At 64.1% G+C, this 13,804-nt stretch carries 15 protein-coding genes; 5 read left to right on the forward strand and 10 right to left on the reverse strand.

Annotation, left to right across the window (positions count from 1 at the left end; genetic code table 11):
* Positions 1-112: 112 nt before the first annotated feature.
* The gene (locus U1E20_RS04445; RefSeq protein WP_409979374.1) at positions 113-493 is read left to right on the forward strand and encodes a DUF2267 domain-containing protein; all 381 of its coding nucleotides are present in this window, start codon (positions 113-115) and stop codon (positions 491-493) included.
* Here the strand turns inward: U1E20_RS04445 and murJ are convergent.
* The 3 genes from murJ to U1E20_RS04460 form a co-directional block, all read right to left on the reverse strand.
* Positions 490-2,019: a murein biosynthesis integral membrane protein MurJ gene (murJ, locus tag U1E20_RS04450; RefSeq protein WP_409979375.1), complete on the reverse strand. Its 1,530-nt coding sequence runs from the start codon at positions 2,017-2,019 to the stop codon at positions 490-492. The genes U1E20_RS04445 and murJ overlap by 4 nt on opposite strands.
* 41 nt (positions 2,020-2,060) lie before the next feature.
* Positions 2,061-2,477 (reverse strand): hypothetical protein, encoded by a 417-nt coding sequence (locus U1E20_RS04455; protein ID WP_409979376.1) that lies wholly within the window; start codon positions 2,475-2,477, stop codon positions 2,061-2,063.
* A 141-nt stretch (positions 2,478-2,618) separates the two neighbouring features.
* A complete protein-coding gene (locus U1E20_RS04460) occupies positions 2,619-3,587 on the reverse strand; it encodes a glycosyltransferase family 2 protein (RefSeq protein WP_409979377.1) in 969 nt (322 codons plus the stop codon).
* A gap of 67 nt (positions 3,588-3,654) precedes the next feature.
* Between U1E20_RS04460 and U1E20_RS04465 the strand changes: the two genes are divergently transcribed.
* The gene (locus tag U1E20_RS04465) at positions 3,655-4,542 is read left to right on the forward strand and encodes a ChbG/HpnK family deacetylase (RefSeq protein ID WP_409979378.1); all 888 of its coding nucleotides are present in this window, start codon (positions 3,655-3,657) and stop codon (positions 4,540-4,542) included.
* Here the strand turns inward: U1E20_RS04465 and U1E20_RS04470 are convergent.
* The 5 genes from U1E20_RS04470 to nadA form a co-directional block, all read right to left on the reverse strand.
* A complete protein-coding gene (locus U1E20_RS04470) occupies positions 4,536-5,246 on the reverse strand; it encodes a class I SAM-dependent methyltransferase (RefSeq protein WP_409979379.1) in 711 nt (236 codons plus the stop codon). The genes U1E20_RS04465 and U1E20_RS04470 overlap by 7 nt on opposite strands.
* Before the next feature lie 175 nt (positions 5,247-5,421).
* The gene (gene nadC, locus U1E20_RS04475; RefSeq protein ID WP_409979380.1) at positions 5,422-6,276 is read right to left on the reverse strand and encodes a carboxylating nicotinate-nucleotide diphosphorylase; all 855 of its coding nucleotides are present in this window, start codon (positions 6,274-6,276) and stop codon (positions 5,422-5,424) included.
* Positions 6,273-7,817, reverse strand: coding sequence for an L-aspartate oxidase (locus tag U1E20_RS04480; RefSeq protein ID WP_409979381.1), 1,545 nt, complete (start codon positions 7,815-7,817; stop codon positions 6,273-6,275). Before U1E20_RS04480 ends, nadC begins: the two co-directional genes overlap by 4 nt.
* 6 nt (positions 7,818-7,823) lie before the next feature.
* Complete coding sequence (locus tag U1E20_RS04485) at positions 7,824-8,444, reverse strand: DUF4202 domain-containing protein (protein WP_409979382.1); 621 nt, start codon at positions 8,442-8,444, stop codon at positions 7,824-7,826.
* A gap of 39 nt (positions 8,445-8,483) precedes the next feature.
* Positions 8,484-9,545, reverse strand: a complete 1,062-nt coding sequence (nadA, locus tag U1E20_RS04490) for a quinolinate synthase NadA (protein ID WP_409979636.1) — start codon at positions 9,543-9,545, stop codon at positions 8,484-8,486.
* Between the two features lie 284 nt (positions 9,546-9,829).
* On the opposite strand from nadA, the gene U1E20_RS04495 reads away from it, so the two are divergent.
* Together U1E20_RS04495 and U1E20_RS04500 are read left to right on the forward strand one after the other, a co-directional pair.
* Positions 9,830-10,780, forward strand: a complete 951-nt coding sequence (locus U1E20_RS04495) for an aspartate carbamoyltransferase catalytic subunit (RefSeq protein WP_409979637.1) — start codon at positions 9,830-9,832, stop codon at positions 10,778-10,780.
* Positions 10,781-10,815: 35 nt separating this feature from the next.
* Positions 10,816-11,229 (forward strand): hypothetical protein, encoded by a 414-nt coding sequence (locus tag U1E20_RS04500; protein WP_409979383.1) that lies wholly within the window; start codon positions 10,816-10,818, stop codon positions 11,227-11,229.
* A gap of 25 nt (positions 11,230-11,254) precedes the next feature.
* On the opposite strand, the gene cysK is transcribed toward U1E20_RS04500, so the two are convergent.
* Both cysK and U1E20_RS04510 read right to left on the reverse strand, forming a co-directional pair.
* Positions 11,255-12,238 (reverse strand): cysteine synthase A, encoded by a 984-nt coding sequence (gene cysK, locus U1E20_RS04505; protein ID WP_409979384.1) that lies wholly within the window; start codon positions 12,236-12,238, stop codon positions 11,255-11,257.
* Positions 12,239-12,263: 25 nt separating this feature from the next.
* Positions 12,264-13,067 carry a sulfite exporter TauE/SafE family protein gene (locus U1E20_RS04510; RefSeq protein ID WP_409979385.1) on the reverse strand — a complete coding sequence of 268 codons (804 nt, stop codon included), beginning with the start codon at positions 13,065-13,067 and terminating at the stop codon, positions 12,264-12,266.
* A 174-nt stretch (positions 13,068-13,241) separates the two neighbouring features.
* On the opposite strand from U1E20_RS04510, the gene U1E20_RS04515 reads away from it, so the two are divergent.
* Positions 13,242-13,700, forward strand: a complete 459-nt coding sequence (locus tag U1E20_RS04515; RefSeq protein WP_409979386.1) for an RrF2 family transcriptional regulator — start codon at positions 13,242-13,244, stop codon at positions 13,698-13,700.
* The last annotated feature ends 104 nt before the right edge of the window (positions 13,701-13,804 follow it).

A 13,804-nucleotide genomic window follows, 5' to 3' on the forward strand; every position in this document is an offset into this window, starting at 1 on the left:
CCTTTCCCCGGTCTCGTAGGCGCCCCAAACGTGAGCGCGGCGGCGCTTGATTTTCCTCTCCGTCGCGGCGACAGTCCTCGCGTTTTCGGACTGCGAAATGGGAGCCCGGGCTATGGATGAACTGGCAGCGCGCGTTTCCGCTGCGCTTGGCGTTGACGCGGAAGTTGCGCGGACCGCGATCGGGCTTGTGCTGGGCTTCCTGCAAAAGGAGTCGCCCAACGGCGCGGTCGCCCAATTGCTCGACAAGCTTCCTGGCGCGCGCGAGGCGATTGAGTCAGCCGAAGCCGCAGGCAATGGGGGCGGTCTTGGCGGATTGATGGGCGGCATGGGCGGGCTGATGGGGCTCGGCGTCAAGCTCAATGGCGCCGGCATCGCCATGAACCAGATCCCGGCGCTCGGTCACGAGATTTTCGCTTATGCCGAAGCCGAACTCGGCCCGGAAAAGCTTCGGGAAATTGTCGATTCAATCCCCGGTCTCGCGCAATTCGTTTAACGCCTGAGGCTTCGAATCGTCACGCCGCCGGCGCGCAGCGCGCCGATGAGCGCGCCGGCGTAGACGAGCGCGCCGGCGAAGCCGAGCGCCGCAAGCGCGACGAGATTGGCGAGAACGCCAAAATGCGCGCCGAGCGCCAGCGCCGAGGAACGACCGAAAATCGCGACGCCGGTCAGAAAGGCGCAGGCGACGAATGTCGCGCCGAGCGTTTTGACGAAGACGGCGTCGAACCGCATCCAGTGCTGGCCGAGCGCGACGCCGACCAGCGCGGCGAGGTTGATCCACAGTCCGACGGATGTCGCCGTCGCCAGTCCGACGGCGCCGAGCGGGCGAAACAGCGCGACTTTCAACGCGACATTGGCGGCGAGCGCCGCGAGCGCGATGAGCATCGGCGTTCTCGTGTCGCCGCGCGCCTGGAAACTCGCGCGCGCCGAGGCGATCAGCACCAGCGCCATCAGGCCGGCGCCATAGGCGGCGAGCACATCGCCGGCGGCATAGGCGTCGGCCGCCGAGAATTTTCCACGCTGGAAAAGCCCCGCGACGATCAGTTCCGGAATCGTGTCGAAGGCGATGAAGAACGGCGCCGCCAGCGCGACGGTGAGCGCCATGGTTCGACTTTGCGCGTGATGGGCGCCGTCTTCGTCGCCCGCGGCGAGACGCCGGCTCATTTCCGGCAGGAGCACGGTGCCGGCGGCGATGCCGATCACGCCGACCGGAAGCTGATAAAGCCGCTCCGCATAGGAGATCGACGAAACCCCGCCGTCCGGCAGCATCGATGAAAGAATCGTATCGGCAAGCACGGCGATCTGCGGACTAGCCGAGCCGATGATCGCCGGTCCGAGGCGGATGAAGAAATCGCGCACGCGCGGCCAATGCGGCGCGCGCAAGCGCTTCAGAACGCCGATGCGTCGCGCCTGCCACATCAACAGTCCGAGCTCCAGAACGCCGGAGACCGTAATCCCCCAACTCGCCGCATAGCCGGCGTTGGGAAAGAGAAAGGCGACGGCGAGCGCCGCCATCACCGAAAGATTCATCAAATTGGGCGCGAAGGCCGGAAGCGCGAAACGACCGCGCGCGTTCAACGCGCCCTGATGCAGAACGAAGAGCGTGATGAGGAGCAAGTAAGGAAAGGTGATGCGGGTCAGATTGACGGCCAGCGCGAATTTTTCGGGACGGTCGTCGAGGCCCGGCGCCAGCAGCGAGACGAATTGCGGCGCAAACATCCAGACGATCGCGAGCAGGATGATCTGCGAGGCGAGAAGCAGCGTATAGACTTCGCCGGCGAACTCCTCCGCCGCCGCATCGCCTTCCTGCTCGATCGCCATGGAATAGGAGGGAACGAAGGCCGCATTGAAGGCGCCTTCGCCAAAAATCGCTCGAAAGCTGTTGGGCAATCGCTGGGCGATAAAAAACGCGTCGGATATCGCGCCGGCGCCCATGATCGCCGACTGCATGGCGAGCGACAGAAAGCCTGTCACGCGCGAGAGCAGGGTGAAGCCGCCGACCGAGAGCAGATTGCGAATCATCGCAATCGTCCTAGCAGGATTCCGTTAAGCCCGCGCTCTCCTCAATGCTCGGGACAATGCAGGGAATAGCCGCCGGTGATCGTCGCGAGTTCGTCGCCTTCGCCGCGCGACCAGCGAATATTGGCGCTGCGGCGGCATTTGTCGGAAATGCCCGCGCCGCGCTCATAGGTGGCGATGTCCTTATCGGCGTCGACCGTAAATCCGTCCGCGCGCAATTCGTCGATGAGATCGTCGACCTCGGTCGATCCGACGTGAAAGCGCTCGGCGAGCCGCGACTGGAAGATTTGCTGGTCAGCCTCGGTCTTCGACTGGGGCAGGCCCTCGAGCAGGCTCGGGACTTCTCCGCTCAGCGCGAAACGCAACATGCGCACGCCGAAGGCGGCGAACAGGGCGATCAGCGCCGCCGCGATGATGAGGTTCTTTCCCGGCAAGGACGAACGGCTGGCGTTGGAACTCATGAATGTGCGCCTCGTCTATAATTTGCGGCGGCGCGTTGCGGCGATACGAGCCTGAAGGCTCGCGGTCCCAGGATGCGCCACCTTGAAACGCGAGTCTCCAGACTCGCCCAAGCTTCCACGACCGAAATCCGGCCCCTGCGCCTACTGTGACGGATCGCCCGCCTTTGCGTCAGCCTCCCTAGCGCCCAGCTTCTCGGCGACGAGATAGAGCGGTCTTCCCTTTACCTCATTAAAAATGCGCGCGACATATTCGCCGAGCACGCCGAGCGAAATCAGCTGAATGCCGGAAAAGAAGGCGATCGACACCACCAGCGTCGGAAAGCCCGGCGTATCGACGCCAAACAGCATGGTGCGGGTCCAATAATAGCCGGCCAGGGCGAGCGCGAAGGCCGAAATCAACAGGCCGACATAAGTCCAGACCTTCAGCGGAATCGAGGAAAAGGACATCAGCCCGTCGAGCGCGAAACGCGTCAGCCGAGCGAAGTTGAACGTTGACTTGCCGCCCGCGCGCTCGTCGACGTCGAAGGGCACGCCGATCGATTTGAACCCGATCCAGGCGAAAAGCCCCTTATTGAAGCGGGCGCGTTCGCGCATGGTCAGCAGCGCGTCCACCGCCTGCCGGTCGAGGAGGCGGAAGTCGCCGGCGCCGGGCGGCAGCCGCACGTCGCCAAACTTCTCCAGCAAACGGTAAAAGACGCCAGTTAGCGCCGCGCGCAGCTTGGGATCGGTCGCGCGATCGATGCGCTGACCATAGACGTTCTTATAGCCTTCCCGCCATTTTTCGATGAACTGGGCGATGACTTCCGGCGGGTGCTGAAGATCGGCGTCCATGATCACCACGGCGCGCCCTCTGGCGTGATCGAGCCCGGCCGCGATCGCGACCTCCTTGCCGAAATTGCGCGATAGCGCCAGGGCGCAAAAACGCGGCTCCTCGGCGCAAAGCTCTCGTAGAATGTCCAGGCTCTCGTCGGCCGACCCGTCGTCGACGAAAATGGCCTCGTAGGAGACATCGCAGGCGCCAAGTGCAGCCTCGATTCGGGCGGCCAGCCGCCGAAGGTTTTGAGCTTCGTTAAAAAGAGGGATGACAAGCGATACGTCTGGGCTGTTCATGGATGGGTTAAACCAATATTTAATGGTGCGGCATAGGGATTATCGCCGAATTCGGAGAGGCGGGCCGATGGCTAGGGAGCAGATTGTTGCGCTGTGCGCTGACGATTATGGCCTGTCTTACGGGGTCAGCGCCGGCATTTTGGAGGCGCTCGACGCGGGAAGGATCACCGCCGTTTCGGCGCTGGTGAACGGTCCGCGCTGGCCGGCGATGGGGTTGGAGCTGGTTCGCCACGGTCGCGACGCCGACGTCGGCCTGCATTTCAATCTCACCTTGGGGCGGCCGCTTTCGTCGATGCCGAAATTCGCGCCCAATGGCGAGTTCCCGCCGCTCGCCCAAGTCGTCAAGATGGCCTACGGCCGGCGGTTGCCGATGGACGAAATCCGCGTGGAGATCGACCGGCAGTTCGACAGGTTCGAAGCCGTCATGGATCGCCCGCCTGATCATGTCGACGGCCACCAGCATATCCACGTCCTTCCCGGCATCAGAACCGCGCTGCTTGACGCCATGGCGGCGCGGCGGCTTGGCGGCCGAGTCTGGCTTCGCGATGCGGGAGACGGGGTGCATCGCATTCTGGCGCGCCGCGCCAACGCCCGCAAGGCGCTCTCCGTGCTTTCGCTGGCCAGCGGCTTTCGCCGGGAGGCGCGCCAGCGCGGCTTTAGCGTCAACGACGGCTTCGCGGGATTTTCGGATTTTCATCCGAGCTTCGATTACGCGAGAATCTTTCAAAGCTATCTTCGGGCGCCCGGCCGCCGGCATCTTATCATGTGCCATCCGGGCCATGTCGACGAGGACCTGCGGCAGCTCGATCCGGTGACGATCACCCGCGAACAGGAACTCGCTTTCCTTCTATCGCCGAAGCTTCCGGAAATGCTCGAGCAGCGCGGCCTTAGACTGGCCCGTCTGTCGCAAACGGACAGAAGGCCGCCGGAGGCGCAAGCCGCCGCGGCTCAGTAGATTCCCTCGAAGGAAATCGGCGCCCGCTTCTTTCCGTCCTTGAGATAGATGTCCTTCAGGAAGGACGCGCGCCGGCGGTTGAAGTCCTGAAGCCACCAGCCATCGCCCAACGGATCGAAGACCGGGGCGTCGGTGCGGCGAAATAGGCCGGTCGAGCCGACGAACTCGACCTTCTCAAACATGCGATCTTCGCTCAGAAAGTCCGCGAGCCGGCTGATCGTCGGAATATGGATGTCGTCGACGACCAGCAGCCCGCCGGGCTTCAGATGCGGATAGAAGTAGTAATATTCGAGTTCGGGGAACGGAAAGCCGTGCGGTCCGTCGATCAGGACGAGATCGTAAGGCAGGTGATCCTCGTAGCGCGGCAGCGTCAGCTGAGTCGGACCGAAGACAAGGTCGAGACGATCTTGCCGCGTCGCCGGACAGTTCAAGAAATAATCGACGCTGGAGTTTTCCTGTCCGCGATCGTCATAGCAGAACACCTTGTGGCGGTCGGCGATGCGCGACAGGAATATTGTCGACTTGCCGCAACCCGTTTCAGCCGAAACGATCGACGTTCCGGTCAGCAGCCGCTCGATGCGCAACAAGGTGCGCAGCGGCATCGATCCCGCGCTGTGCGCGAAGCCGTAGTCGCGCTCATAGTCGCCGATTTCGGCCGCGAGCGTTTTGTCGCGAATCGCCTCTGCCCGCAGCGGGCCCGGCATTGACGAGATCGGGGAGCTCCAAAGCCTTCGCCGTGCTCGGCTGATCAGCTTGCGAACGAAGGAAGGCATGGCTCCTGAGGGTTTTCGAGGTACCGGGAGAGGGTTTATAGCAGCGCGCGCGATCCCAAGAAAGCGACCGGCGACTTTGCGCCGCGATCGTTGACTTAACAGGAAATCATCTGCTGATTTCAATATCTAAGCCGAAGTCGAAACTTGGCGCGGAATGGGTGAGCGCCCCGACGGAGATGAGATCGACCCCGGTTTGGGCGATTTCGGCGACATTCGCGAGCGTGACCCCGCCAGAAGCTTCGCAGATCATTCGACCGCCGACGAGCGCGACGGCGCGGCGCAGATCGTCGAGCGTCATATTGTCGAGCAGCACGGCGTCGGCTCCCTCGTCGAGAACTTCCCGCAGCTGGTCGAGCGTATCGACCTCGATTTCCACCTTCACGAGATGGCCCACATTCGCCTTCGCCGCCCTGAGCGCCGGAATAACGCCCCCGGCGACGGCGATGTGATTGTCCTTGATGAGCACGGCGTCGTCGAGGCCGAAGCGATGATTGACCCCGCCGCCGCAGCGCACCGCGTATTTCTCCAGGGCGCGCAACAGCGGCGTGGTTTTGCGGGTGTCGCAGATGCGCGCCGACGCTGCCGCAACCGCTTCGACATAGCGGGCGGTAAGCGTGGCGACCCCCGAGAGCCGGCCAAGAAAATTAAGCGCGACGCGTTCGGCGGTAAGGATCGCGCGCGCCGGGCCTGACACAAGCGCGATCAGCAATTCTGGCGCGATTTGGTCGCCGTCGTTCGCCTGCGCCTCGAACATGATGCCCCCGTCGGCGAGAGCGAAGGCGGCGCGCGCCGCCGCAAGTCCGGCGACGACGCCGCGGTCGCGGGCGACGATGGCGGCGTTCGCCTGGGCGTTCGCCGGAATGGTCGCCTGCGTCGTGACGTCGCCGGCGCGGCCCAGATCTTCGGCGAGCGCGGCGCGAACAATTTCTTCGACCAGCATCGGCGGCAATTCGTAAATCATGCCGCAACCTCGTCAGCGATTCGAAGCACAGCGTCGAGCGTAATGTGGGAGCGTCGCGCGAGCGCGGCGTCCGACTGCGGAAAGTCCGATCGGAAATGCGCGCCGCGACTCTCGCGCCGCGCCAGCGCCGCAGATGCGACAACGAGGCTCGTCGTCAGCATATTATGCGCCTCGATGTCGCGCGCGTGCGACATCATCCGGCGGATCGATCGCACTGCGGCGGTCAGTCCCGCGCCGCTGCGGATGACGCCGACATTCGCGGACATCAGATCGCGCAACTCCTCGATCGCGGCGAAATCACGCTCGCGCGGCGCCGGTTCGATCCGATCCGCCTGCGGTCGCCATTCGACGGGCGAGACCGGCGTCGCGCGCACATCCGCCGCGACGCGCGCGCCGAATACGATCGCTTCGAGAAGAGAATTCGACGCGAGGCGGTTCGCGCCGTGAACGCCGGTCGACGCAACTTCGCCGACCGCCCAAAGCCCGTCGAGGCTGGTGCGTCCACGCGCGTCGGTCCAGACGCCGCCCATATGGTAATGCGCCGCCGGCGCGATCGGGATCAGTTGGCGCGACGGATCGATTCCGGCGCTCACGCAGCTTCCGTAAACTGTTGGAAAGCGTGTCGGGAACTCAGCGCCGACCGCCGACCGGGCGTCAAGGAAGGCGCCATTGCCGGCCTCGATGCTGGCGAAGACTCCTCTTGCGACGATGTCGCGCGGCGCGAGTTCGCCGGCCGGATCAATGTCGAGCAAAAAACGTCGTCCATTGCGGTCGACGATCGCCGCGCCTTCGCCTCGGAGCGCTTCGGTCGCGAGCGGCGCGGGATCGGCGTCGATGTCGATCGCCGTCGGGTGAAACTGGACGAATTCCGCGTCGGCGATCGCTGCGCCGGCCCGCGCCGCCATCGCGACGCCGATGCCGCGCGCCTCCAGCGGATTGGTCGTGACCCGGTAAAGATGGCCGATGCCGCCGGTCGCGAGAATGAGCGCCGCGCAAGGCATGTCATGGATCATGCCGTCGTTGTCGCGGGCGCGCACGCCGATCGCCCGGCCGGCGCGCATCACGATTTCCTGCGCGAAATAGCCTTCGAAGACGCGGATCGACGGGGTTCTGGCGACTTCCTTCGCCAGCGTGTCCATGATCGCCCGCCCGGCGACGTCGCCTTGGACGCGAACGATCCGCCGGCGCGAATGCGCCGCCTCCTGCGACGGGAGAAAGCCGCCGAGGACCGATCGATCGAAGGGCGTTCCCATCGCGGCCAAATCTTCAACGCGGGCGCGCGCTTCCCGCGCCATGCCGAGCGCGATGTCGCGCTCGACGATGCCGCCGCCGGCCGCCACCGTGTCATTGGCGTGGTTTTCAGGCGTGTCGCCTTCTTCGACGGCGGCGGCGATGCCGCCCTGCGCCCAAAAGGATGCGCCGCTGATTCCGATCGGAGTCGGCGCGAAAATCGCCACCGGAGTCGGCGCCAGCTTTAGCGCGCAGAACACGCCGGCGAGCCCGCCGCCGACGATGATGATGGAAGGCAAATCCTCGCGCATCGACCGCTAATCGATCGCGACCGCCGCGAGCCGCGCGAGCGCTCCGGCTTCGCGGGCGATGGCGGCTTCGACAAGCCCGCGCGCGCGTGGGGGAAATGACAGGGTCAGCGCCGCCGCATGTCCCTTGGGCGACATTTTGCACAAGGTCTTGCCGAGAATGTCGACGAGCTTGTCGTCGGGGTAATCGCGGTGCTTTTCTAAAAAATCGTCGAAGTAATGTTCGAGGAAGACGATCGCGGCGATGTTTTCCAGCGCCTGCGACTCAGGGTCCTTCTTGAGCTGCTCCTTGCGGATCAGCGCGCCGACATGGGCGATCGCCGGCGCGTCATAGCCATGCGCGCGCATGATGTCGGCGACGAGATTAGCGTGATGGATGCGGCAGGCGCGTCGCCAGTCGTTGTAGCCGCGACGGCCTTCGTCATAATCCGCGCGGTCGATCTCCCAGCGGCGCACATGTTGCGCCCGCGTCGCGATCTTGAGCAGATCGGAAGCGTCGGGATAGAGCGCGGCGAGCCGCGCGCTCATGCGCTCGGCATAGACCAGTTCGAAGGCGCGGCCCTCGATCTGGCGGGGGTCGTCGGCATTGGCGGCGTCGATGGCCGCAATCGTCGCATCGAGCGCCGGCATGGTTCGCCCTGTTCAAGAGAGGCCGAAGCGGCCAGCAGTCTAGCCCAGATCGATCATGCGCTGCACGCTGCGGCGCGCGCGCGCGGCGATTGCGGGATCGACGGTGACTTCTTCGCGAACGTAAAGCAGGCTGTCGAGGATTTTCGGCAGCGTGATCCGCTTCATATGCGGGCAGAAGTTGCAAGGCCGTACGAATTCGACGTCCGGCGTTTCGGCGGCGACATTGTCGGCCATCGAACATTCGGTGACGAGCAGCACGCGGGCCGGCTTTCTGCTGCGCACAAAGTCGATCATCGCCGCCGTCGAACCGGCGAAATCGGCGACCTCGACCACTTCGCGCGGACATTCCGGATGCGCCAGCACCTGCACGCCAGGATGATCGGCGCGATAATTCTCGATCTCCTCGGCGGTGAAGCGCTCATGCACTTCGCAGGCGCCATGCCAGGCGATGATTTTCACCTTGGTCTGCGCGGCGACATTCTGCGCCAGATAGCGGTCGGGGACCATGATCACGCGATCGGCGCCGAGACTTTCGACGACTTTGACCGCGTTCGACGAGGTGCAGCAGATGTCCACTTCCGCCTTCACGTCGGCCGAGGTGTTGACATAGGCGACGACGGGAACGCCGGGATATTGCTTGCGCAAGGAGCGCACGTCGGCGCCGGTGATCGACTCCGCGAGCGAACAGCCGGCGTTGAGGTCCGGCATGAGCACGACCTTATCGGGATTAAGCAGCTTCGACGTTTCCGCCATGAAATGCACGCCGCCCTGCACGATGATCTCGGCGTCGGATGTCGCCGCGAGCTTGGCGAGCTGCAGGCTGTCGCCGATGTGATCGGCGACGCAATGGTAAATTTCCGGCGTCATGTAATTATGCGCGAGAATGGTGGCGTTGCGCGCGAGTTTCAGATCGTTGATCGCCTTCACGTAAGGCGCGTGAAACGGCCATTCGACAGGCGGAATGACTCGCGCCACGCGCTCATAAAGATGCGCGGTGGCGGCCTGAACCTCAGGGGTCCATTCTAGAGCCGGGCGGGGCAGGATCGGAAACCGGCCGTTCGGGCCGACGCCAAGCGCGTTTGCCAAAGGCTCGCGCGTCATGCTCGATACGCCGCGCACATCGCCAGTCAGGTGAGTCATGGTTCAATGCCTCCTACTTATACTCAAAGTGAGTATAAGTAGACCCGATAAAATCTCCGAGACGGGTCCCCGCCCGGAGCGCTCAAGCCTTCAAGACTAAGCCGCGATTAACGATCTCGCAACCGTCGTTGCGCATGACATGTGCTCGCCGCGAGCATATGTCAAGCGAAACACTGGCGCGGGCGACCCTGAACGAGGCGGCGGCGGACGCTTCCGGCGCCGGGCAAAGCTGCTATAGACGGCGCATGGAAACTGGGAAGACGCAGGCTTTATTCCCGCACCGGCACCTTCTCGGCATTGAAGGGCTGAGCCGTCCAGACATTGAGATTCTTCTCGACATGGCCGAGGAGGCGATCGAAGTGTCCCGGCGGGTCGATAAGAAGCGCTCGAATTTGCGCGGACGCACGCAAATCAATCTGTTCTACGAACCCTCGACCCGCACCCAGGCGTCCTTCGAGATCGCCGGCAAGCGTCTCGGCGCGGACGTGATGAACATGTCGGTGGCGCGCTCCTCGGAATCGAAGGGCGAGACCCTGATCGACACGGCGGTGACGCTCAATGCGATGCGGCCGGACATTATCGTCGTTCGTCATGCGCAGGCGGGGGCGGTCCATCTTCTGGCGCGCAAGGTCGATTGTTCGGTGGTCAACGCCGGCGACGGCGCGCATGAACACCCGACGCAGGCGCTGCTCGACGCGCTGACGATCCGGCGCAACAAGGGCCGCATCGAAGGGCTGACGGTGGCGATCTGCGGCGACGTTCTGCATTCGCGCGTCGCCCGGTCGAACATTCTGCTGCTCGGCGCGCTCGGCGCCGTTGTCCGCGTGATTGGGCCCTCGACGCTCGTCCCGGACAGTCTCTCTCGGCTCGGCGTCGACGTGTTTCACGACATGCGGCGCGGGCTCGAGGGCGCCGACATCGTCATGATGCTGCGGCTTCAGCGCGAGCGCATGGCCGGCGCGCTGACGCCGAGCGCGCGCGAATATTTCCATTTCTTCGGACTGGATGAGGAGAAGCTCGCCTGCGCCGCGCCGGACGCGCTGGTGATGCATCCGGGGCCGATGAATCGCGGGGTCGAAATCGACAGCGCCGTCGCCGACAGCGCCCGCTCGCTTATTCGCGAACAGGTCGAGATGGGCGTCGCGGTGCGCATGGCGGTGCTGGAAGCGCTCGCGCAGCATCTGCCGAATGTGTAAGCTCGCCAAAAAACAAATGATCCGAGGGGAGTAAGATGGTCAAGCTCGTCCGCTTCGTAGGACTGATCATACAGTCGATCCTAGTCGAGTTCTTGCATGTGTTCGGGCTTGTCGCCTTTCTCGTCGCAGCGGCGCTCGGCTATTTCCGGCTGCCGTCCTGGCTCGTGCCGATCGTCGGCATCATCTGCGGCGTCATCGCCGACAAATACGTCGATCAAAGTGAAGTAGTCAGCATTCTGGAAAAGGCGGCGTCGGCGAATATGCGCGGCGGCTTCCTGGTGATCGTCTATATCGTGATCGTCGCGGTCGGTTATGTCATCGGCGCCTATTCGCGACAGTGGCTGTATCAACGCAAGAGCGCTCAAGCCGCGCCGGCCCCGGCGCCAAAGCCGAGCCCCGCGCCAAAGCCGCAGCAAAAGCGCAATAGAAGCGGTTCGTCGAAAAGCTGAAGGACGCGCGCCGGCGCCGGCGCGCTTACAGCCCCTCGAACAGCGCGGTCGAAAGATAGCGTTCGGCGAAGGAGGGGATGATGATGACGATATTCTTGCCGGCGGCTTCGGGTCGTCCGGCGATTTCCAGCGCGGCGGCGACCGCGGCGCCCGACGAGATGCCGACCGGAATGCCTTCGATGCGAGCCAGCAGCCGCGCCGTCTCGAAGGCCGTCTGATTGCCGATGGTGACGATTTCGTCGATCACGCTGCGGTCGAGAATTGGCGGCACGAAGCCCGCGCCGATGCCCTGAATTTTGTGCGGACCGGGCGGCCGTCCGGAAAGCACCGCCGAATCCTCAGGCTCCACGGCGACGACGCGCAGGGCGGGGCGGCGCGCCTTCAACGCCTGGCCGACGCCGGTGATCGTGCCGCCAGTGCCGACGCCTGAGACGAAATAGTCGACTTCGCCATTGGTGTCGTTCCAGATTTCCTCCGCCGTCGTGGCGCGGTGAATCTCGGGATTGGCGGGATTCTCGAACTGCTGCGGGATGATCGCGTCCGGGTTCTCGGCGGCAAGTTCGCTGGCCTTGGCGAGCGCGCCCTTCATGCCTTGCGAGGCCGGGGTGAGCACCAGTTCGGCCCCGAGCAGCGCCAGCATCTTGCGCCGCTCGAGCGACATCGACTCGGGCATGACGAGAATCAGCCGATAGCCGCGCGCCGCCGCGACGAAGGCGAGCGCGATGCCGGTATTGCCTGACGTCGGCTCGATCAACACCGATTTCCCCGGCGTGATCCTGCCGCTCTTTTCAAGCGATTCGATCATGCTGACGCCGATCCGATCCTTGACGCTCGCGATCGGATTGAAGAATTCGAGCTTGGCGAGGAGACTGGCCTCGACGCCGCGCTCTCGCGCCAGCCGGTCCAGCCGAACCAACGGCGTATCGCCTATCGTCTGGGTAATCGAATCATAGATTCGGCCTCTGCCGGGTTTTGTCGGCGGGGTGAACTTTGGCGCTGCCTGCAACATATCCAACTCCTGAGCGAAACCTCGATTAGATGGAGAGCTTGATTCCAACGAGCGCCATGACGCTCGCCAGCGCCGGGCGCAGATAGCGATCTGGAACGCGCGCGGCGAAATGGGCGCCGATGGCGATGCCCGGAAGCGAACCGATCAGCAGCGAAAGCAGCAGCAGCCAGTCGACGCCGCCCATCAGCCAGTGTCCAAAGCCGGCGATCAGCGTCAGCGGCACGGCGTGGGCGATGTCGGAGCCGACGAGGCGCGCGGTGGGCGTATGCGAATAGAGCGCCAGCAGCACGGTCATGCCGATCGCGCCGGCGCCGACCGAGGAAATCGACACCAGAACGCCGAGAAAGGCGCCGAGCGTCACCGTCAGCCAGAGCAGGCGTCTGTCGCTCATCGCGTTGGTGTGTTTCGCGATATGATCGAGCAGCCAACGACGAAAGAGGATGGAGAAGGCGGTGAGCAGAAGGGCGAATCCAAGCGCCGAGGTGATCAGCCCGTTGGCCGCCTGGCCGCCCGACTTTCCGAGCCAGGAGAGCAGAACGAGGCTCGCGATGGTCGCCGGCACGCTGCCATAGGCCAGCCGGCGGGTGATGCGCCAATCGACCGTGCCGTGCAAGGCGTGAACCAGCGTGCCGTTGGTCTTAGTGATCGCGGCGTAGAGCAGGTCGGTGCCGACCGCCGTCGATGGCGCTATGCCGAAAAGGAGCACCAGGATCGGCGTCATCAGCGAGCCGCCGCCGACGCCGGTGAAGCCCACAAGCGCGCCGACGCCGAAACCGGAAATCGAATAGAGCGGATTGATAGCGCTCAACGCGTCAAAAATTGCCGCCATTTCGCTTTTCCTGCCGAGACCCAAGTCATACTCTATAAAGCGGGTCGACTTTGTCAATTCGACGACCCGTCGGGCGGTCCACTTCTAAATTATAGAAAACCTGCAGACTTGCCGTAGTATGCCGGCGCAGCGGGCAAACCGCGCGATCGGCGCTCACCCCGAAGGCCATGAGGAATGCTGACGAAGAAAGCCAAATACGGCCTCAAGGCCATGGTTCACCTCGCCGGGGTGCGGCCGGGGGAGACCGCCCTGGTCGCGGACATCGCCGCCTCGAACCAAATTCCAAAAAAATTTCTCGACGCAATTTTAGGCGAACTCCGCAACGCGGGCTTCGTCCATTCGAAAAAAGGCAAGGGCGGCGGCTATATGTTGGCGCGCCGGCCCGAGGACATCGGCATCGGCAATATCGTGCGCGCGCTCGACGGGCCGCTGGCGCCCATCCAATGCGCGAGCAAGACGGTCTACCGTCGATGCGACGACTGCGTCGATGAGACGCGCTGCGCGGTGCGTCTCGTCATGTTGCGGGCGCGCGAGGCGATCGCCGAGGTTCTCGACAAGACGTCGCTTGAACAAATGCGCCAGTTGGGCGTGGGCGGCGAAGGCGTTCAGCTGCTCGTCGGCGCGGAGGTGTAACGCGGCCCGCGTTGGACTGGCCATATGGACATGTCGCAAGACGGCGCCTATAAAGCGCCGGCGGCGTTTCCTGCGCTGCAGCATCTGCCTTAAGGGGACGGCCG

The sequence above is a fragment of the Methylocystis sp. genome, from assembly GCF_046349115.1.
Classification (GTDB): Bacteria; Pseudomonadota; Alphaproteobacteria; order Rhizobiales; family Beijerinckiaceae; genus Methylocystis.